Origin of the sequence: Streptomyces sp. NPDC085900, from assembly GCF_044540925.1 — a bacterium.
Taxonomy (GTDB): Bacteria; Actinomycetota; Actinomycetes; order Streptomycetales; family Streptomycetaceae; genus Streptomyces; species Streptomyces gilvifuscus.
The window spans coordinates 89,472-108,814 of the sequence record NZ_JBITSP010000005.1 but is presented as its reverse complement, the minus strand read 5'-3'; the positions used below and the strand labels follow the sequence as shown (position 1 = coordinate 108,814).

At 69.0% G+C, this 19,343-nt stretch carries 16 protein-coding genes; 9 read left to right on the top strand and 7 right to left on the bottom strand.

Features of this window, described 5'->3' with window-relative positions; translation table 11 throughout:
- Positions 1–54 precede the first annotated feature (54 nt).
- A complete protein-coding gene (locus ACIGDI_RS19060) occupies positions 55–426 on the bottom strand; it encodes an STAS domain-containing protein (RefSeq protein WP_399897898.1) in 372 nt (123 codons plus the stop codon).
- Between the two features lie 118 nt (positions 427–544).
- Between ACIGDI_RS19060 and ACIGDI_RS19055 the strand changes: the two genes are divergently transcribed.
- Positions 545–1,081 (top strand): GNAT family N-acetyltransferase, encoded by a 537-nt coding sequence (locus ACIGDI_RS19055; RefSeq protein WP_399897896.1) that lies wholly within the window; start codon positions 545–547, stop codon positions 1,079–1,081.
- Between the two features lie 95 nt (positions 1,082–1,176).
- On the opposite strand, the gene ACIGDI_RS19050 is transcribed toward ACIGDI_RS19055, so the two are convergent.
- A complete protein-coding gene (locus tag ACIGDI_RS19050) occupies positions 1,177–2,772 on the bottom strand; it encodes an oleate hydratase (protein ID WP_399897894.1) in 1,596 nt (531 codons plus the stop codon).
- Between the two features lie 498 nt (positions 2,773–3,270).
- Between ACIGDI_RS19050 and ACIGDI_RS19045 the strand changes: the two genes are divergently transcribed.
- Together ACIGDI_RS19045 and ACIGDI_RS19040 are read left to right on the top strand one after the other, a co-directional pair.
- On the top strand, positions 3,271–3,675 hold the full coding sequence (locus ACIGDI_RS19045) for a DUF1003 domain-containing protein (protein WP_399897892.1): 405 nt from the start codon (positions 3,271–3,273) through the stop codon (positions 3,673–3,675).
- Between the two features lie 297 nt (positions 3,676–3,972).
- Positions 3,973–4,554, top strand: coding sequence for a PASTA domain-containing protein (locus tag ACIGDI_RS19040; RefSeq protein ID WP_399897890.1), 582 nt, complete (start codon positions 3,973–3,975; stop codon positions 4,552–4,554).
- A gap of 78 nt (positions 4,555–4,632) precedes the next feature.
- On the opposite strand, the gene ACIGDI_RS19035 is transcribed toward ACIGDI_RS19040, so the two are convergent.
- Positions 4,633–5,478, bottom strand: a complete 846-nt coding sequence (locus ACIGDI_RS19035; RefSeq protein WP_399897888.1) for a hypothetical protein — start codon at positions 5,476–5,478, stop codon at positions 4,633–4,635.
- Positions 5,479–5,993: 515 nt separating this feature from the next.
- Between ACIGDI_RS19035 and ACIGDI_RS19030 the strand changes: the two genes are divergently transcribed.
- Positions 5,994–7,385 carry a glutamate decarboxylase gene (locus ACIGDI_RS19030; protein ID WP_399897886.1) on the top strand — a complete coding sequence of 464 codons (1,392 nt, stop codon included), beginning with the start codon at positions 5,994–5,996 and terminating at the stop codon, positions 7,383–7,385.
- A 210-nt stretch (positions 7,386–7,595) separates the two neighbouring features.
- On the opposite strand, the gene ACIGDI_RS19025 is transcribed toward ACIGDI_RS19030, so the two are convergent.
- On the bottom strand, positions 7,596–8,417 hold the full coding sequence (locus ACIGDI_RS19025; protein WP_399897884.1) for an N-acetyltransferase: 822 nt from the start codon (positions 8,415–8,417) through the stop codon (positions 7,596–7,598).
- Between the two features lie 260 nt (positions 8,418–8,677).
- On the opposite strand from ACIGDI_RS19025, the gene ACIGDI_RS19020 reads away from it, so the two are divergent.
- The gene (locus ACIGDI_RS19020) at positions 8,678–9,043 is read left to right on the top strand and encodes a gas vesicle structural protein GvpA (RefSeq protein ID WP_399897882.1); all 366 of its coding nucleotides are present in this window, start codon (positions 8,678–8,680) and stop codon (positions 9,041–9,043) included.
- A gap of 14 nt (positions 9,044–9,057) precedes the next feature.
- Here ACIGDI_RS19020 and ACIGDI_RS19015 read toward each other — a convergent pair whose 3' ends face one another.
- The gene (locus ACIGDI_RS19015; RefSeq protein ID WP_399897880.1) at positions 9,058–10,086 is read right to left on the bottom strand and encodes a LacI family DNA-binding transcriptional regulator; all 1,029 of its coding nucleotides are present in this window, start codon (positions 10,084–10,086) and stop codon (positions 9,058–9,060) included.
- Between the two features lie 546 nt (positions 10,087–10,632).
- Here ACIGDI_RS19015 and ACIGDI_RS19010 point away from each other — a divergent pair.
- The 4 genes from ACIGDI_RS19010 to ACIGDI_RS18995 all read left to right on the top strand — a co-directional run bounded on the left by ACIGDI_RS19010 (position 10,633) and on the right by ACIGDI_RS18995 (position 16,265).
- On the top strand, positions 10,633–11,943 hold the full coding sequence (locus tag ACIGDI_RS19010; RefSeq protein ID WP_399897878.1) for an extracellular solute-binding protein: 1,311 nt from the start codon (positions 10,633–10,635) through the stop codon (positions 11,941–11,943).
- Complete coding sequence (locus ACIGDI_RS19005) at positions 11,940–12,842, top strand: carbohydrate ABC transporter permease (RefSeq protein ID WP_399897877.1); 903 nt, start codon at positions 11,940–11,942, stop codon at positions 12,840–12,842. The genes ACIGDI_RS19010 and ACIGDI_RS19005 overlap by 4 nt, the downstream gene beginning before the upstream one ends.
- A 1-nt stretch (position 12,843) precedes the next feature.
- Positions 12,844–13,740, top strand: coding sequence for a carbohydrate ABC transporter permease (locus tag ACIGDI_RS19000; protein WP_399897876.1), 897 nt, complete (start codon positions 12,844–12,846; stop codon positions 13,738–13,740).
- Positions 13,741–13,883: 143 nt separating this feature from the next.
- Positions 13,884–16,265: a glycoside hydrolase family 3 N-terminal domain-containing protein gene (locus ACIGDI_RS18995; protein ID WP_399897874.1), complete on the top strand. Its 2,382-nt coding sequence runs from the start codon at positions 13,884–13,886 to the stop codon at positions 16,263–16,265.
- A 58-nt stretch (positions 16,266–16,323) separates the two neighbouring features.
- Here ACIGDI_RS18995 and ACIGDI_RS18990 read toward each other — a convergent pair whose 3' ends face one another.
- Together ACIGDI_RS18990 and ACIGDI_RS18985 are read right to left on the bottom strand one after the other, a co-directional pair.
- Complete coding sequence (locus tag ACIGDI_RS18990) at positions 16,324–17,511, bottom strand: fumarylacetoacetate hydrolase family protein (protein ID WP_399897872.1); 1,188 nt, start codon at positions 17,509–17,511, stop codon at positions 16,324–16,326.
- 46 nt (positions 17,512–17,557) lie between these two features.
- Positions 17,558–19,294 (bottom strand): IlvD/Edd family dehydratase, encoded by a 1,737-nt coding sequence (locus ACIGDI_RS18985; protein ID WP_399897870.1) that lies wholly within the window; start codon positions 19,292–19,294, stop codon positions 17,558–17,560.
- Positions 19,295–19,343 lie beyond the last annotated feature (49 nt).

Here is a 19,343-nt window from a genome sequence, read left to right as displayed (position 1 = left end):
GCTGAGAGTCGGTGTCCATCCGGAGGCGCCGCGGTCGGTGATGCTTTTTGGAGGTCAGGTGACGGCGTCTTCGACGGTGGGCCGCAAGTCGAGCAGGGTGTCAGCGCCGGTGATCTCCAGTACGCGCAGCAGTTGCGGGGGCGGTGCGGCCACCCGCAAGTCGGTCAGGCGGTGGGTGTTCAGCAGCAGGTTGAGGAAGGTGGAGTCGGCGAAGGTGAGGCCGGAGGTGTCAAGGACCACCCGGGTGTGTTGTGCGGCTGCCGTCTCCAGTGCGTGGGCGAGCGGGTCGATCGAGTCCAGGTCGTAGGCGCCGTGGGCAACGACGATCCAGGCTCCGCCGCGTTCGTACTGGATCACCCCGGTCTGTGGTGGAGCATGCCCGTTGAGCTGCTGAAACGGCGTATTGTCATCGTCGGCGGTTGCCATAGTGCAAGTATGCCCATCCAGGGTCACGCATGGGTTACGTCTTCCCCTCGGGGTTGCCGGGTGGGCGTGGGACGGGGGTACCTCGGCCGGTCCGCGGAGGAAAGATCATCATGTTGGCATGTCTGAGAACCAATCCTCCGCAGCACCGATTGCGATACGGCTCCCCAACTACACCAGGGCCGAGCAGGACGAGATCCTCGGCGACGGCGATGATCCCTTCGGTGTCGCCGCGGCCGGTCTGACCTGGCTGCCCAAAGAAGAACACTTCGGCATCAAACTCGGCGACCGGCTTGTGGCACACGCCGGCCTGCTACGGCTGCCTCTGGCGATCGGGGACAAGAAGACAGAGGTGGTGGGCGTTGGGGGAGTGGCCGTCGCACCTCACGAGCGTGGCCGAGGGCTGGCTCGGCTCGTGATCGCGGCGGCACTCGACCATGCTCGGACGATGGGCCCTCAGCACGCGCTCTTGTTCTGCCGGCCTCCCCTCGTACCGCTGTACCAGCGCCTCGGATGGCACCAGCTCGACCAGGAAGTACTGGTCGAACAACCGGAATCCCGCCTGGTGACCATGCCGCTCCGGACCATGGTGACGCCGCTGCGCGACAACGTGACCTGGCCCTCCGGGCCGCTGCGGCTGTTCTCCCTGCCGATGTGACGGGCCCCGTCAGCCGGTTCTGCCCGGTGGTCGGTGGCCGGAGACCACGAGGAGCTGTTGCCCCGCGGCTTCCGGTCCGCCGTTCAGCGCGTTGCTCAGGCCAGGGCGGCCTTGAGAACAGTGAGTGCCGTCTTGGGGTCGGCGAGGGCGTGATAGATACCGGGGATCTCGTGGTCGTCGAGGCCGAGGAGGCTGTAGACGGCGTGCATGGCGCCGCGCACGGAGTACTCGACGGTGAAGACGACGTCCTCCGGGATCTCGGTGAACTGGCCCAGGAAGGCGAAGTTCGCGGAGCCCTGTGGGACGACCAGCGGCCGGTCGTGGAGAGTACGCGGGGCGAACTGGCTGGTGATGTAGGGCATCATCACCGGGATCACGGTCGTGGTGGCCGCGACCTGCTCCTCGATGTCGGACAGCCCGAGGTGTCCGAGGAGTTCGGTGAGAATCTCCCTACCGGTGGCCTCGGCCATCGTCTTGCCGGTGAAGTCGCCCTCGCGGTCGACGAACAGGCCGTAACCCCACAGGGTGTAGACGTCCTCCGGCTGCCCGTCGAAGTGCGGGGCGTGCGGGACGACGATGGACATCAGCCAGTTGGAGTCCTTGAAGGTCATCAGCGCGCCGGTGCCCGGGAGGTTGCCGGACAGTTCCTCGATGCGGTGCAGCAGAAGGGGGCTGCGCATGGTGAGGGTGAAGGACTCCCACTTCGCCTCGTCGACGTTCCCGTTGAAGGCGCCCGGCCGTCCGAAATCGTCCGCCTTGGCGGCGATCGTCTCCCAAAGCCGCCAGCTCCCGTCCCGCTTGCCGCGAACCAGCTCCGGAGCCGTGGCGTCGTCGCCGTAGGCGGCGTCGGCGGTCATCGAGCCGAGAGTGATGAACGCGTAGTCGGCGTCGGTGAGTTCGTAGGCGTCCGACTGTCCGGCGCGGTCGAGGTGCAGGCGTCGTACGCGACGAGTGCCGTCGTCCTCGGTGGTGAAGTCCACGTCCGTGACGCGTACTCCGTGCTCGAAGAGCACACCACGGGCCTCCAGCCAGGTGCGCACCGGGCGGATGATCGAGTCGTACTGGTTGAGCCGGGTGCGGCGTACGCCGGACAGCGTGTGCATGCGCGGAAACTCCTGCATGAAGCGCAGGAAGTAGCGCTTGAGCTCGATGGCGCTGTGCCAGTTCTGGAAGGCGAAGGTGGTGCGCCACATCGCCCAGAAGTTGGTCTCGAAAAAGTGCGGCGAGAAGAAGTCCTCGATGCGGCGGGCCCCGATCACCGCCTCGGGCAGTACCAGCAGCCGGGTCAGCTCCAGCCGGTCCCGTGCGTCGAGTCCGTAGTCCGCGGCATCCAGGATCGTGGTGCCGTTGCCGATGAGGCGGGCCTTGGCGTCGGTGGGCCACTTGGTGTTGAATTCCCGGATCTCATCGCGCACGGAGATCGTGTCGTCGGTGAGGGTCGGGATGGTTTCCAGCAGGTTCCACAGGCAGACGTACGCCTCTTCCTCCAGCATCCGGCCGCCCCGGGAGACATAGCCGGCCGGCTGGTCGCCGCTGCCGTCCATGGAGCCGCCGACGACCGGGAGTTCTTCCAGGATGTGGATGTGCTCGCCGGGGAAGCCGCCGTCGCGGATCAGGAAGGCTGCGGCGGCGAGGGTGGCGATGCCGCCGCCGACGAGGTAGGCGTGGGACTGCTGCGGAGCGTCGGTCATGACGTCCCTCCGTTCTGGCCCCGTGTGGCACGGGCGGCCGATCTGTTCTTGAGCCCGCGCGCCGCGTGTTCCCGGTGGTGGGCCTTCCGGGCGTGCGGGTGGCGCCGACGCGGTCAGTCCGGGCGTGGCGCCCGTACTGTTCAGTCAACGTGGTGGCTGATGGTGCGGGCAGGGCCGGATGTCCCTGCCCGCGTGCCGAGCGGCCCAGGCCGGAGCGCTGTATCGCGGCGTCAGCCGTGACGTCCTTGCCGGCGTGCTGCCGTTGCGGGCTGGGGCGGCGGTCGCCGCCGGTTCCCGAGAGGGGCCCTCGTCGTATGAGTCTGAGATGTCGTAGCGGGCGGGCGGTCGGGTGGCGGTAGGCGTACGCCGCTGAGTGCGCCTGGAGGGCCGTGCCGACCGCCGAAGTCGCCTGATTTAGGCTGCGGGAGATCGGCGGTTCCCTGTTCTGCCCTTGCTGGGCTGCGGTGGAGCCCACCCCGCTATGTGAGAGGCGCTGTCATGGGTGTGCAGGACGGTACGGACCGGCATCACCCGGCGGTGGTGGCGCATCGCAGGAAGCGTGCGGAGGATCTCCAGCTGCGGATCGCCGACGGCATCACCCGGTTCGCGGGCTCGATGCCCTTCGTCTACGTGCACGCCGTCGCCTTCGCGGTCTGGATGCTGTTCTTCGAGGCCAGTCCCTGGCCGACACTGACCCTGGTGGTGTCGCTGGAAGCGATCTTCCTGTCCACCTTCGTCATGATCGGCCAGAATCGGCAGGCGGCCTTCCAGCAGTTGAAGGCCGACCACGACTTCGTCGAGCAGGAGTTGGAGCTCAAGACCAACACCGATCTGACGCGAGCGATCCACGTCATGACCCAGGAACTCCACCGCCGCCTGATCGAAGACGGCGCCGAGCAGTAGGGACTCCGCACGACTCCGCACCTCGCTGCTCAGTGCGTTGGCGCACGTAGCGGACGCCCCGCTCCCCCCGGGCGTTCCGTTGAGCGGATCCGTGGGCGACAGCCGGCAGATGGTGCATCACGCTGGCCGTCGGCCGCTGACGACGGTTGGTCGTTCGGCTCAAAGGCGCAATCAACAGGGGGAGTCATGAGACAAGCATCGAGTCCTGCACATCGCCGCCTGCTCACCGGGGCGGCGGCAGGGCTGCGGAGGCGGGCGGCCAGGGTCGCGCGCTCGCCCAAGGCGGTGGTGCTCGTCGTGGCGGCGCTGGTGGCCACGGCGTTCGCCGTTACACCCGCCTACGCGGACGATCCTGGACTGAACTGCGCGGCAACCGCGACCGCCACCATCTCGGTGACGCCCGACCCGGTGCTCTACGGCCACAACGCCCTCGTGCAGTGGAGCGCGGACTGTGTGGCCAACACGGCCGAGGACGTGCTCGTGATCAGCGGGCCGGGCTTCAACCCGTCGACCACCGTCTTCCCGGTCGGCGGGGGATCGCAGTCGGTGTTCATCGCTCAGACCGGAACCGTCGGCTGGAACGTCATGGTCGTCGACACGTCGTCGGACACCGGATTCAGCCGGGACCTGGCCTCCGTCTCGGCCTCGGTGGTCGGCGTCACGACCGTGCCCGACGTGGTGCACGACACGCTGGCGCAGGCCGGCCGGGCGCTCTCGAGCGCTGGATACGTACTCGGCAGCATCGGCAGCGTCGTCGATTGCGACAACGTCAACCGGGTCAGTTCGCAGACTCCTGGTGCTGGCACCGCACTGCCTGCGGGATCCTCGGTGTCCGTCAAGATCGGCAAGAAGCCCGCTCCGCCTGCTCAGTGTGAGTGAACGGGCAGATCCACACGCGTCAAGCCTGCCCGCGGGGCCGCACTTCGCGACCCCGGTGGGCACTCGAAGCGGGAAGACTCAGGGGCGTTCGTACAACTGGAGGACGCCGCCGACAGAGAAGCAGAAGGCGCCGGTGAGAGTGGTCCAGTTGGCGATGTCGGCGTTGACCAGACTGCCGGTGGCGGGGCGGGTGTAGGCGGCGAGCGCCGAGATCATGAAGAGGACGGAGCCGAGTTGGTTCACGGCGACGATCCACCAGCCGAGGCTGCGGCGGCGCAGGCAGGGCCATGCGCGGTGACAGATCTCGACGAAGGCGAGGTGGCCGGAGATCAGGAACAGCAGGCAGCCGATCACGTCCGGGGTCCAGATGAGCCGGTTGACCTGCTGGACGCTCAGCCCTTTCAGAAAGGAGTTGAGCAGGTTGATGGCGAACACCAGGGTGCCGGCGAAGAGGACGAGCGCGCTCAGCCAGTCCACCCGTGCCGGCTCGTAGCTCCACCAGCGCCAGTCGCGGGTGACCAGGCGGCCTTGCCCGCCGGGTTCGTGGCGGGGGGCGTTGATGACCTGGAGCAGGGAGACGTAGCCGCCGGTGTTGAAGAACAGTCCGCCGGCGAAGTAGATCGAGGCGCAGGTGGTGGCGTCGCCGGAGCCGAGCTGGGCGACAGCGGCGCCGGCCGTGAAGAGTGCGCCGCCGATGATGAAGGCGGTCGCGGCGATGGCGTTGAGCTTGCGCAGGCGGCCGAGCGTGAGGTCGTCGACGCTGATGTCCCGGCCGGCCGGTGCGCCGGAGGGACGGACCGCGATGGTGCCGCGGCGCCGGGCGGGCCGCGACTCCCAGACGGCGGTGCCGCCGCCAGGTGGCTGCCAGGTGAGCCGGGTGGTGAACGGTCCCGCGCCCTCGGCGCGCTGCTCGGCGGATGTCATGCGGCCGCGACGGCGGCGACGCCGCCCTCTTCCACCGGCCTGAGCGGAAGACGGCGCCGCTTGCTGCCGCCCCACCACGTGAGACGGAAGCCACCCCACAGTGCGTGGTCATGGCCCGAACCCGGAACAGCCGGGGCTGAGCGGGACGGGGCACTGTCGGACGTGCTCCGGTCTGCATTCTGGCCAGAGCTGCCTCGTGCGTGACTCATGACATTTCCCGGTTCGCTGGGCTGGGGCAACCGGCATGGCGCGCCCCTTGAACACGCCTCGACTCTGCCAGAGCAAAACGTATAGAACGGCCATTTCGGGCGCGTTTGACCGTACGCGTCTTCTGTCCAAGCACCGCCGCCAAAGCCCGGAGCGGCCATAGCCGCTGGAAGCGAGCGCCGATGGCCCAGCCAGGGGCCTTGCCGTGCTACCCCGACGCCCCGGGTGGAGTACACCCGCTGTCGGCCGCCCGGTGTCGCCCATAGTCTCCGAGGAGACACGGCAGAACCAGGCGAGAGGTGCGACCGGTGGCTTTGCACAACGCTCAGGAAAGGGCCGCCGACCCGGCCGCCGACATCTTCACGTCACCGATCAGCGAGCAGCCCCTGCCCAAACGGGCCATGCCGGAACTGCCGGCGCCCCCGCACGTCGTCTTCCAGCTGCTGCGCAGCGAACTGCTCCTCGACGGCAACGCGGCCCAGAACCTCGCGACGTTCTGCACCACCTGGACCGACGACGAGGTCCGGCGCCTGATGGACCTGTGTCTCGACAAGAACATCGTCGACAAGGACGAGTACCCGCAGACCGCGGAGATCGAGTCCCGGTGCGTCAACATCCTCGCCGGCCTGTGGCACGCGCCGGGTGGGGCCGAGGGCACCGAACCCGCCGTGGGGTGCTCCACCACCGGCTCCAGCGAGGCGGCCATGCTCTGCGGACTCGCCCTGAAATGGCGGTGGCGCGACCGCCGACGGGCCGCCGGGCAGTCGACCGACCGTCCGAACCTCGTGTGCGGGCCGGTCCAGGTGTGCTGGGAGAAGTTCGCCCGCTACTTCGACGTGGAGCTGCGCCAGGTGCCCGTGGAGCCGGGCGCGACCGGCCTGCAGGCCCACCAGCTGCGCGAGTACGTCGACGAGAACACCATCGGCGTCGTGGCGATCCTCGGGGTGACCTACACCTGCACCTACGAGCCCGTCGCAGAGATCGCGGCCGAACTCGACCGTCTCCAGGCCGAGACCGGTCTCGACGTTCCCCTGCACGTCGACGCGGCCTCCGGCGGGTTCATCGCTCCCTTCCTCCACCCCGACCTGGAATGGGACTTCCGCCTGCCTAGGGTCGCCTCGATCAACGCCTCGGGGCACAAGTACGGCATGGCCCCCCTCGGCGTGGGCTGGGCCCTGTGGCGCGACAAGGCGGCGCTGCCGGGGGACCTGGTCTTCCACGTCGACTACCTCGGCGGCGACATGCCCACGCTCGCCCTGAACTTCTCCCGCCCCGGCGGGCAGGTCGTCGCCCAGTACTTCATGTTCCTGCGCCTGGGCCGTGAGGGTTACCGGCGTGTCTACCAGGCGTGCGCCGACACGGCGCAGCACCTCGGCCGCCAGATCGCCGACATGGGCCCCTTCACTCTGCTCTACGACGGCGCCGGAGCGCTTCCGGCCGTCTCCTGGACGCTGACCGATCCGGCCTCGGTGGGCTGGAGTCTGTACGACCTGTCCGATCAGCTCCGCATGCGCGGCTGGCAGGTCCCGTCGTATCCGCTGCCGCCCGACCGCCAGGAGACCGTCATCCAGCGGGTGCTCGTGCGGCACGGGGTCGACCGTGACGAGATCGAACTCCTCGCCGAGGACATCCGTCGGGCGATCGAGCGCCTGGACCATGGGCACCCGCACGACGCCACCCGCGTCGGCTTCCACCACTGACGGCCGCGGCCGGGCTGCCGGCCAGGGACGATCTCCTTCGGGACCACGATCGCGGACGGGGCCGCCAGGGCCTTCAGCTCCCGGGGGTGGAGCGGAGCCGGCGGATCGCCGAGGCGAGGAAGAAGATCCCGCCGAGCGTGACGTACCCGGTGAGGGCGGCCGGCGAGGGATCGTCCTGGGCGAGCGCACCGCTTCCGACTCCGCGTCCGATCAGGCGTCCTCGGCGGCCATGACGGTCCCCGACGCCGAGTGCTCGCCCTTCGTCGGCGCGTAGCACGGTTTCACGTCGTGCCGGATCCATACGTTGGGTTCGACGTAGACGGCTTGATCGCGTGCGGTGTCGCAGTGCACCGGGACGAGGGCGCCCGGTACGTCGATGTCGCCATCGTTGTCGAACGGCAGGCCGGTCCACTGGCGCCACTGGGCCAGTGACCCGCTGACCGTCATCGATGCGGAGGCGATTCTCTGGATGCGGCCACCGGCCTTGACGTGCACGCGTAGCCAGGGGTCGGTCGGAAAACCGTCGTCTCCTCGGCGGCGGACGTAGTCGGCCATGGCCACACGCGGTTCGAGGTGTTTTGCGGTGGGACGGACCGGGGCCAGCAGCGCGTCGTGCCTCTGTCGGCCGGCGGCGTCCCGCAGCGCGGCCAACATCCTGTAGGACAGGCCACGGCCGAGACAGTCGGTGTCCACCGTGATCTCCAGCGCGCTGACCGCCGTCGGAGCATGCCCATGGCGCTGGTCGCGGAACGCCCAGACGAGCACCTGATCCCAGCCCTTGTCCGGCGTCTCCTCGCGGTCGTCGAGTTCGGCGTTGAACGGAACGCTCAACCCACGGGCGACGACGCGGTCACCAGCGGTCGCCACCACGCAGTACTGAGGGAAGTCCTCCGAAACCCGGCTCAGCAAGGCTTCACCGACCGAATCGTGCGGTATGAAGGCCGGCCACGTCTCGGCGATCTCGTACAGGCGGGAAAGCAACGACGGACGCTCGGCGAGAGTGGTGATCACAATGCTGTCAATGTCTGTCACGACAGGACCCTGTCAGAGGAACACCCCTCCTGCCCAGCGGATTTGCCCCACCAAGCCCACACGGAGGCCCTGGTTGGGGCGCGTCCGTGCGTTTGATCTTGCGGGGTGGGGGCTACCCGCTTTGGCAAGACTGCCTGCGGCCTGGAAGCGCGCGGTGAACTACGAGAACGATCGTGGCTCCCGCAGCGGGGACTGAGGCGCGGGTGTGGTGGCCTGGTACCGCACGGCGGAACCCACAGAGGGCGAGGGGTTGATCGTTGATGACCGTAGCAACGCAACAGGGCGGCGGCGGAGGTTCCAGTGGCCTCTACGACGTGCTGGAGCTGATTCTCGACAGAGGGCTGGTGATCGACGCGTTTGTGCGGGTTTCCCTGGTCGGCATCGAGATACTCAAGATCGATATACGGGTCGTGGTGGCGAGCGTCGACACGTATCTGCGCTTCGCCGAGGCGTGCAACCGTCTCGACCTGGAGTCGGGCCCGCGGAAGCCGGCCGGCCTGACCGAGCTCCCGGAGAAGCTCACCGAGTCCGGTGCCCGCGGCAAGACCAAGGGGGCGCTCTCCGGGGCCGCCGAGACGATCTCCGAGGCCTTCCAGCAAGCCCGCGAAGAGAGCCGTAAGCGGTAAGTCGTCACCCGCTCCTACCTGTGCGTCGAAGTCGCTTCCCGGGGCGGCGCTGTCGAGGCGCGTACCACGAGTTCGGTGGCGAGTTCGATGTGGTGGGACTCGACCTTCTCGCCGTTGGCCAGACGGAGGGCGGTGCGCAGGGCGGCGCCGCCCATCTCCCGTAGGGGCTGGCGCACGGTGGTCAGCGGTGGTGAGGCCATCTGGGCGAGGCTCGTGTCGTCGAAGCCGACCACGCTGAGGTCTTCGGGGATGCGCAGGCCTCGGGTGCGGGCGGCTTCCATGGCACCGAGGGCGATCTCGTCGTTGCCTGCGAAGATCGCCGTCGGCGCCTCTTCCAGGTCCAGCAGTGCCACGGCGCCGAGCAAGCCGGTCTCGTACGTGAATTCTCCGGGCCGGACGTAGGCGTCGCGTACCGGCGCTCCTTGCGCCTCCATGGCTGCGCGGTAGCCGTGCATGCGTGCCTGGTTGCATACGGCCATGGTGGGTCCGCCCAGATAGGCGATGCGGCGGTGGCCGAGGGAGAGAAGGTGCTGGGTCGCGGCCAGGCCGCCGGCGAAGTTGGTCGCCCCGACGCTGTTGACCCGGTTGTCCGGGAGGTGCAGGGGGTCCAGCACGACCAGGGGGAGCCCGGCGCGGGCCAGTTCGTTCAGGTGCGTCGTGGTGTACACGCTGGTGATCGCGATGACGGCGCGGCGCCCCGCCGAGACCAGGTCCCGGGCCCAGTGCGGTGCGCGGGAAGCTCTGCTGATCACCACCGACGCTCCCGACTCGGCGGCGGAGTCGATGATGCCTTCCAGGGTCTCGGCCACGTACGACTTGAGGCCGCCCTTGAACTGCACCTCGATGGTGGGGCCTTCGACGGTTTCGGTGTGCCGGAACACGGGCGCGAGGTAGTGGTGCCGATGCAGCAGTTCCTGTACCCGGGCGCGGGTTTGCGGCGCCACGTCACCGCGGTCGTTGACCACTTTGGACACGGTCGCGACGGAGACCCCAGCCGCTTGGGCGATGTCCGCCAAAGTGGTGCGTCTGGCGTTCCGTGGCATCGGTTCCTCCCCGTTGTACGTCCACCGGTGTCGTGAGCCGCCGGGCGCACCGGCAACGCTGGTGGAACCGGTCAACCGTACGGCAACCGGGCGCCGAGCCTGGCGGGTGCCCGGCCGGCGGGGGATCGGTGCCCGCAGTGTGCCGGTGTGCCGGGCGGAGTCGCCCGTCGCTTACTGCCCCGCCTCCTGCCCTACGCCTCAGGGCAGTTGGCGCCCCTACGGCTGCTGAGCCGCGCGGCATTCCGCCTGCACTGTCGGCGTCGCGTGACCTGCGCCGACGGTGGATCCAGCCGCACGCATCGAACCCACCGCTGTTCATGTTGCGCGAACTTCGAAAGTGTTTCGGTCCCTCCTGTCGAGGTTCCTTGGGGCTGTTGTCGCCTGACACTACCCAGCAGTTGGCCGACCGACAACGCCGCTGCACATGCCTTGACAGGGTGTCAGTTCGAAACCTAATTTGCACGAACGGAGCTCGAAGACGTCCATTTCGAAAACCTTTCGCCCTGACTCACGAGAAGCCGATGGCTCTCGAGTGCGGAGAAAAACATGGCGCTCTCCCGACGTACCCTCCTCGGCCTGGCCGCCGGCCTGCCGGTCTCCGCGGCGCTGGCGGCCTGCGGCTCGTCCGGTCCCAGCAAGGGCGGCGGTGGGGCCACGTACTGGTATCTGAACGGCCAGCCGCAGGAAGGCGTCAGGGCCGGCGCGGTGGACGCGTTCAACAAGGCCCACCCCAAGGAGCAGATCAAAGACACCACGTTCCAGAACGACGCGTACAAGACGAAGATCAAGACCGCTATCGGTGCCGGGCAGGCGCCCACCATCATCTGGGGCTGGGGCGGCGGGACGCTGCGCACCTATGTGGAAGCGGGTCAGGTCGAGGACCTCACCTCGTGGTTCGACGAGCACTCCGCGATCAAGAAGGGGCTGTTCCCCTCCTCGTTCGGCGCGGCAACCGTCGACGGCAAGATCTACGCGATGCCGTGCGAGACCGTGCAGCCGATCATCCTCTACTACAACAAGAAGGTGTTCGAGAGGGTCGGCGTGAAACCGCCGAAGTCCTGGGACGACATCATGGCGCTGGTGCCGAAGTTCAACGCGAAGGGCATAGCGCCGTTCTCCCTGGGTGGCCAGTCCCGGTGGACGAACATGATGTGGCTGGAGTTCCTGTTCGACCGCATCGGCGGTCCCGAGGTGTTCCAGGCCATCATCGAGGGCGAGAAGAACGCCTGGTCCAACCCGGACGCCATCACCGCGTTGACCAAGGTGCAGGAGCTGGTCAAGGCCCACGGATTCGTGAAGGGCTTCTCCTCGATCACCGCGGACTCCAACGCCGACCAGGCCCTGTTGTACACCGGCAGGGCAGCCATGATGCTGCACGGTGCCTGGTCGTACGGCATCCAGAAGGCCGACGGCGGGGACTTCGTCTCCAGCGGCGCGCTGGGCTACATGACCTTCCCGCCCGTCGAAGGCGGCAAGGGCGATCCGAGCGACACCGTCGGCAATCCCGCCCAGTACCTGTCCATCTCCTCGAAGGCCGGCGCCGAGGAGAAGAAGGCCGCCAAGGACTTCTTCGCCAAGGGCGTCCTCCAGGGGGAGGAGGTGAAGAAGTGGATCGACAACGGGTCGGTGCCGATCCGGCTGGGCACGGAGAAGTTGCTGGCGGCCTCCAAGAACGCCGACTTCCTGCAGTTCACGTACGACATCGCCAGCAAGGCCAAGGTGTTCGGCCAGTCCTGGGACCAAGCACTGAGTCCGACGGCCGCCGAGACACTGCTGGACAACATCGCCAAACTGTTCCAACTCTCCATCTCGCCGCAGAAGTTCGCCCGTAACCTCGACGCGGTCACCGCCAAATGAGCGCACTCACCGGCCATCCGCCGCGTCGCGAACCGCGCAGCATCCTGCCGTGGCTGGCGACGCCGGCGCTGGTGGTCTTCGTCGGCTTCGCCGTGATCCCGCTCGTCGGTGTCTTCGCGCTGAGCTTCACCACGTGGGACGGAATCGGCGCCATCCACCCATCCGGGCTGACCAGTTGGCGTGCGGTGCTCACCAACCCCGGGCTGCCGCACGCCCTCTGGGTGACGTTCCTGGTGATGGCCGTGTCCTGGGCGGTTCAGACGCCGCTGAGTGTTCTGCTCGGCACGTTCCTGGCAGGCCGCCAGCGCTACCGCGCGGTGCTGGGCGTGGTGTACTTCGTCCCCTTGATGCTCAGCTCCGCGGCCATCGCGATCGCGTACAAGGCCCTGCTCGACCCCAACTTCGGGCTCGGTGCCGGGCTGAAGATCCACGCACTCAGCCAGGACTGGCTGGGGCGGCCCGGGCTCGCGTTCGGCGTCGTCGTCTTCGTCGTCTCCTGGCAGTTCATCCCGTTCCACTCACTGATCTACCAGGGCGGTGTCCAGCAGATCCCGAAGTCCCTGTACGAGGCGGCGCAGTTGGACGGAGCCGGACGGATCCGGCAGTTCTTCAGCATCACGCTGCCCCAGCTGAAATACACCGTCATCACCTCGTCCACGCTGATGGTGGTCGGCTCACTGACCTTCTTCGACCTCATCTTCATCCTGACCGAGGGCGGCCCCGGCGACGCCACCCGGGTCCTCGCACTGGACATGTACAAGCGGGGGTTCCAGGCCAACCTGATGGGACCGGCCAGCGCCATCGCGGTCATCCTGGTCCTGGTGGGACTGGCCCTCGCCCTGCTGCTGCGCCGGCTCGGGGGCCGGGACGCGGGCGCCAGCCAACTCGAGGGGGTCTGAGATGACCACCACGCTCACCGAATCGCGACGACAGCAGAAAGCCACCCACGGCGAACGGCAGCGCCGCTCCCGTCAGGTTGCCGGCCGCCGCAACTGGGCCGGTGGCCTGGCCGGATGGCTCTGGCTCGTCATCGTCGCCGTACCCCTGTACTGGGCCCTGATCACCAGCCTCAAGGTGCAGAGCCGCTACTACGCGAGCAACCCGCTGGTGCCCTCGAGCGACCCGACCCTGGACAACTACCGGCTGGTCATCGAGTCCGACTTCCTTCGCTACTTCGTGAACAGCGTCGTGGTCACCGTCGGCGCCGTGGTCCCGGCGGTCGTGTTCTCCTTCATGGCCGCGTACGCGATCGTCCGCGGTTGGCGCATGCGGGCCCTGCGCGCGATGAACGGCCTGTTCCTCATGGGCCTCGCCATCCCGCTGCAGGCGACGGTGATCCCGGTCTACCTGATCATCATCAAATTGCATCTGTACGACAGCCTGCTGGCACTGATCCTCCCGTCGATCGCCTTCGCCATCCCGCTGTCCGTGCTGGTGCTCACCAACTTCATCCGCGACGTGCCCAAGGAACTGTTCGACTCGATGCGGGTGGACGGCGCCACCGAATGGACGACGCTGTGGCGTCTGGCGGCACCGCTCACCCGGCCGGCGATCCTCACCGTGAGCATCTTCAACGCCCTCACCATCTGGAACGGATTCCTGCTGCCGCTGGTCCTCACTCAGAGCCCCGACCGCCGGACCCTGCCGCTCGCACTGTGGACCTTCCAAGGCCAGTACGGGGTCAACGTCCCCGCCGTTCTGGCCGCCGTCGTCCTCACCACACTGCCCGTCCTCGTGCTGTACGCGTTCGGCCGCCGCCAACTGCTGAGCGGTCTGACCGCCGGATTCAGCCGTTGACCGATGCCAACGCCGATGTGGACGCCGATGCCGGAACCGACGCTGTGGCCGGTGGCCGGTCTGTGGCTCGCCCGGGCGGCAAGACCTGCATACCTGTTCGCCCAACGCGCCCTGACCCGGGGCCTGACGGGCGTGGGAGGAAAGTGAACACCAACGTGGCCGTAGACAACACCCGCGCAATCCCCCTCTGGAACGACCCCGCCCTTCCCGTCACCGCGAGAGTCGACGCGCTTGTCGACGCGATGACCCTTCAGGAGAAGACCGCCCAGCTGTACGGAGTGTGGGTGGGCGCCTCCGACCAGGGTGGTGAAGTAGCCCCCCATCAGCACGAGATGGAGGAGGTCGTCGATCTCGACGCCCTCCTGCCCACCGGACTGGGGCAGTTGACCCGGCCCTTCGGCACGCTTCCCGTCGACCCGGCCCTGGGTGCGCTCTCGCTCGCCCGCACCCAGACCCGTATCGCCGCCACGAACCGCTTCGGCATTCCCGCTCTCGCACACGACGAGTGCCTGGCCGGCTTCGCCGCCTGGGGGGCGACGGCCTACCCCGTTCCGCTGTCCTGGGGCGCCACGTTCGACCCGGACACGGTGCGGCGCATGGCCGCCGCCATCGGCCGCGACATGCGTGCCGTCGGCGTCCACCAGGGACTCGCGCCCGTCCTGGACGTGGTGCGCGACTCCCGCTGGGGCCGGGTCGAGGAGACCGTCGGCGAGGATCCGTACCTCGTCGGCACCATCGGGACGGCATACGTGCAGGGCCTGGAGTCCGCCGGGATCGTCGCCACCCTCAAGCACTTCGTCGGCTACTCGGCCTCCCGCGCCGGCCGGAACCTCGCCCCCTCGTCCGTGGGCCCGCGTGAGCGCGCCGACGTTCTGCTGCCTCCCTTCGAGATGGCGATCCGTGAAGGCGGCGCCCGGTCGGTGATGAACGCCTACACCGACACCGACGGCATGCCCTCCGCGGCCGACGAGGATCTGCTCACCGGACTCCTCCGTGACACCTGGGGCTTCGACGGCACGGTCGTCGCCGACTACTTCGCCGTCGCCTTCCTCAAGACCCTGCACGGCATCGCGGCCGACTGGGCCGACGCCGCCGGGACCGCGCTGCACGCGGGCATCGACGTCGAACTGCCCAACGTCAAGACGTACGGCGGACCCCTGGCCGAGGCCGTCGCCGACGGCCGCGTCCCCGAGGCGCTGGTCGATCGCGCCCTGCGCCGCGTCCTCACCCAGAAGACGATGCTCGGCCTGCTCGACAAGGACTGGAACCCCGTACCCGCCGCGCTCGACGGAGCCGACCTGGACGACCCGGCCGGCCTGCGCGGCAAGGTCGACCTGGACCGGCCCGAAAACCGCCAACTGGCCCGCGAGATCGCCCAGAAGGCGGTCGTGCTGCTGAGCAACGACGGCACCCTGCCGCTCGCGGGGCCGCGCCGCATCGCCCTGCTCGGTCCCAACGCCGACGAACCCACCGCCGTACTGGGCTGCTACTCCTTCCCGCAGCACATCGGCGTCCGCCACCCCGGAACCCCGCTCGGCATCGAGCTTCCGACGCTGCGCGACACGCTCGCCGCCGAGTTCCCCGACGCCGAGATCACGTTCGCCCGCGGCACCGGAGTCGACGACGGAGACCTCTCCGGCATCCAGGAGGCCGCCCAGGTGGCACGCGAGGCCGACGTCGCCGTGGTGGTGCTCGGCGATCGTGCGGGGCTCTTCGGGCGGGGCACCAGCGGCGAGGGATGCGACGTGGAGACACTCGCGCTGCCCGGCGCGCAGCAGCAGCTGCTCGACACCCTGCTCGGCCAGGGGACACCTGTGGTCCCCGTGCTGCTCGCGGGGCGGCCGTACGCTCTGGGCCGCGCCGTGGGGGAGTCCGCTGCGATCGTGCAGTCCTTCTTCCCGGGGGAGGAGGGCACGCACGCGATCGCCGGGGTGCTCAGCGGCCGTGTCAATCCCTCCGGGCGTCTCCCGGTCAGCGTCCCGCGCGGGCCGGGCTCCCAGCCGGCGATGTACCTGGGGGCGCGGCTCGCGCACGCCAGCGACGTGTCCAACATCGATCCGACCCCCGCGTTCGCCTTCGGCCACGGCCTGTCCTACACGCGGTTCGACTGGACAGACCTGGCCATGGACGCACAAGAGGCTTCCACGGACGGCGAGTTCACCCTCACCTTCATCGTCCGCAACACAGGCGAGCGGTCCGGAGCCGAGGTCGTCCAGCTCTATCTGCACGACCCGGTCGCCTCCGTCGTCCAGCCGGTGCAGCGTCTCGTCGGCTACACCCGGGTCGAACTCGAGCCGGGCCAATCCCGCCGCATCAGCGTCACCGTCCCGGCCGACCTCGCCTCCTTCACCGGACGCGACGGCCGGCGCGTCGTCGAACCGGGCGAGCTGGAAGTGCGGTTGGCCGCCTCCAGCGCCGATCCCCGCCTCACCGCCAGGGTCACGCTGACCGGAGCCGAGCGCCACGTGGATCACACGCGGCGCCTGCACGCCACCTTCGAGCAGGAGCCGGTTGCCGGGACATGAGCCGGGTGTGCGCAGCGCAGGTCGCAACAGCGGCAGCGCTGCGCACGTCCTCGTCGTCTCACAGCACGCCCCGCCGGGCGAGGTTGCGCATCAGCGCGCCCACGCCGAACGTCCACGGCGTGGCCTGCTCGCTGGGCACGACAGTGTTGACCAGGGCGCCGAGTCGTGGGCTGGAGATCCGTACGACGTCGCCGTACTCGTGGGTGAAGCCCGCGCCGGGTGCCTGTCGGTCCTCGGTGGGGGCGAACAGCGTTCCGGTGAACAGCACGAAGCCGTCCGGGTATTGGTGGTGCGGGCCGAGGGTGGCGGCCACCAGGTCCAGCACGTCGCGGCTGATCTCGCGCATGGAACTGCTGCCGTGCAGTACGTAGCCGTCCGTGCCGTCGACCCGCAGGTCGATGTCGAGGCCGCGTACCGTGTCGAGGTCGAAGCCATCGTCGAACAGGCGGATGAACGGGCCGATCGCGCAGGAGGCGTTGTTGTCCTTCGCCCGGGACAGCAGCAGGGCGCTGCGGCCCTCGATGTCGCGGAGGTTGACGTCGTTGCCGAGCGTCGCGCCGCGCACCCGGCCGCGTGAGTCCACGACGAGCACGGCCTCGGGCTCGGGGTTGTTCCACACCGAGGCGCCGAGCACTCCGATGTCGGCGCCGGTGCCGACCGCGGACATCACCGGGGCCTTGGTGAACACCTCCGGGTCCGGCCCGATCCCGACTTCCAGGTACTGCGACCACAGTCCTTCGGCGACGAGCAGTTCCCTGGCCTTGTCCGCTTCCGGTGATCCGGGGCGGATGCCGTCCAGCGCGCCGCCCACCACCTGCTTCACGCGGGCACGCACCCGTGCGGCCTGCGCCGGATCGCCGCCCGTGCGCTCCTCGATGACGCGTTCCAGCAGACTCCGCGCGAAGGTGACACCCGCGGCCTTGATCACCTGCAGGTCGACGGGGGCGAGCAGATGGGGAACGTCACGGCGGCCGGTCGGTGCCTGCAGCAGTTCGTCCAGGCGCCAGGCGTGTTGGCCGTCGGCCTCGCGGACGACGGCCACCGCGTCGTCGCGTTCCATCAGGGCGGAGACGGTGGGTGCGACGGCCGTGAGGTCGACGACCTGATCGCCGCGGACCGCGGCCACACACGGTCCGTCCCACTCCGGGTGGTGGACGCGCGCGACGAGGGCGGCCCGGTCGGAGTCCTCCGGCAGGACGGAGGCGGCTGTGAGGACCGGACGGGGGCGCGCTGCTGCCGATTCCACGATCGATGCTCTCCTGGATCCGAGGGTGCGGTCGCCCGGGGCGGGCTCAGTGGGAGTCGCGGGGGACGTCGTGCCCACGGCTTCCGCGCAGGAAGCCGAAGTCGGCTCCTTGGTCGGCCTGTTGGACGTTCTGGGTGTAGAGCCAGGCGTAGCCGCTGGTGTGCCGTTCGGCGGGGGCCCGCCACGCCTCCCGGCGCCGGGTGAGCTCGGCGTCGTCGACCTCCAGGCGCAGGGTGCGGTGGGGGACGTCGAGGACGACGGGGTCGCCGTCGCGCACCAGGGCGAGGGGTCCGCCGACGGCCGCCTCGGGCGCCACGTGCAGGACGACGGTCCCGTACCCGGTGCCGCTCATCCGGCCGTCGCAGATGCGCACCATGTCCTTGACCCCGGCCTTCAGCAGCTTGGCGGGCAGCGGGACGTTGGAGACCTCGGGCATGCCGGGGTAGCCCTTGGGGCCGGCGTTGCGGATGACGATGACGGTGTCCTCGTCGATGTCGAGTTCCGGGTCGTCGGCCACCGCGTGGTAGGCCTCGGGGGAGTCGAAGACGCGGGCGGGGCCGCGGTGGGTGAGCAGGTGAGGCGAGGCGGCGGACTGCTTGATCACGGCGCCGTCGGGGCACAGGTCGCCGCGCAGGACGGCGGTACCGGTGCCGGCCGGCTGGAAGGGCGCGTCGAGGGCGGTGATGACATCGGAGTTGAAGCACTCGGCGTTCTCGGTGTTCTCGGCGATGCTGCGTCCGGTGACCGTGATCGGTTCGCGGTGGAGCAGCTTGCCGCGGAGCAGTTCGGCCATGACGGCGGGCAGCCCGCCCGCGTAGCAGAAGTCCTCCATGAGGTACTTACCGCTGGGCATCAGGTTGACCAGGGTCGGCACCGTGCGGACCAGGTCGTCGAAGTCCTGCAGGCTCAGGTCGACGCCGACGCGTCCGGCGATGGCGGTGAGATGGATGATCGCGTTCGTGGAGCCGCCGATGGCCGCGTTGACGCGGATGGCGTTCTCGAATGCCTCCCGGGTCATGATCTGCGACGGGCGCAGCTCCTCCTCCACCATGCGCACGACGCGCTGACCCGCCGCCTGGGCGGTCTCCATCCGGCGGGAGTCGACCGCGGGCCAGGCGGCCGAGCCCGGCAGCTGCATGCCGAGCGCCTCGGCCATGCAGGCCATCGTCGAGGCGGTCCCCATCGTCATGCAGTGGCCGTTGGAGCGGGCCATGCACCCTTCCGCGAAGAAGCACTCCTCCTCGGTCATCCGGCCGGTCTTCAGGTCTTCCTCGAACTTCCACACGTGGGTGCCGGAACCGACGTCCTGGCCCCGGTACTTGCCGTTGAGCATCGGTCCGCCGGTGACCATGACCGCGGGCAGGTCGACGCTGGCGGCGCCCATGAGCATCGCGGGGGTCGTCTTGTCGCAGCCGGACAGCAGCACGACACCGTCGAGCGGATTGGCCCGGATCAGCTCCTCGACCTCCATGGCCATGAGGTTGCGGTACAGCATGGCGGTGGGGCGCATCAGGGTCTCGCCCGTGGCCATGGTGGGGAACTGCAGCGGCAGGCCGCCCGCCTGCCACACGCCCCGCTTGACGGCTTCGGCGACACGCGTCAAATGGGTGTTGCACGGCGCGAGTTCGGAAGCACTGGTCGCGATGCCGATGACCGGACGCCCGTCGAACACCTCGTGCCCGAATCCCTGGTTGCGCATCCAGGAGCGGTACACCATCCCACTGCGACCCTTGGCGCCGAACCACGCCTGGCTGCGGCGGCTCTTGCTCCGACCGTCGGTCATACAGGCACTCCCGTGGCTCTGGCGTCGTCCGCTTCGCGATGGGGCCTTG

Coding starts and splice junctions, on each gene's coding strand:
- ACIGDI_RS19050 (WP_399897894.1), bottom strand. CDS start 2,772: ATGACCGACGCTCCGCAGCAGTCCCACGCCTACCTCGTCGGCGGCGGC.
- ACIGDI_RS19005 (WP_399897877.1), top strand. CDS start 11,940: ATGAGCGCACTCACCGGCCATCCGCCGCGTCGCGAACCGCGCAGCATC.
- ACIGDI_RS19015 (WP_399897880.1), bottom strand. CDS start 10,086: ATGCCACGGAACGCCAGACGCACCACTTTGGCGGACATCGCCCAAGCG.
- ACIGDI_RS19020 (WP_399897882.1), top strand. CDS start 8,678: ATGACCGTAGCAACGCAACAGGGCGGCGGCGGAGGTTCCAGTGGCCTC.
- ACIGDI_RS18985 (WP_399897870.1), bottom strand. CDS start 19,294: ATGACCGACGGTCGGAGCAAGAGCCGCCGCAGCCAGGCGTGGTTCGGC.
- ACIGDI_RS19035 (WP_399897888.1), bottom strand. CDS start 5,478: ATGACATCCGCCGAGCAGCGCGCCGAGGGCGCGGGACCGTTCACCACC.
- ACIGDI_RS19010 (WP_399897878.1), top strand. CDS start 10,633: ATGGCGCTCTCCCGACGTACCCTCCTCGGCCTGGCCGCCGGCCTGCCG.
- ACIGDI_RS19000 (WP_399897876.1), top strand. CDS start 12,844: ATGACCACCACGCTCACCGAATCGCGACGACAGCAGAAAGCCACCCAC.
- ACIGDI_RS19060 (WP_399897898.1), bottom strand. CDS start 426: ATGGCAACCGCCGACGATGACAATACGCCGTTTCAGCAGCTCAACGGG.
- ACIGDI_RS19045 (WP_399897892.1), top strand. CDS start 3,271: ATGGGTGTGCAGGACGGTACGGACCGGCATCACCCGGCGGTGGTGGCG.
- ACIGDI_RS19055 (WP_399897896.1), top strand. CDS start 545: ATGTCTGAGAACCAATCCTCCGCAGCACCGATTGCGATACGGCTCCCC.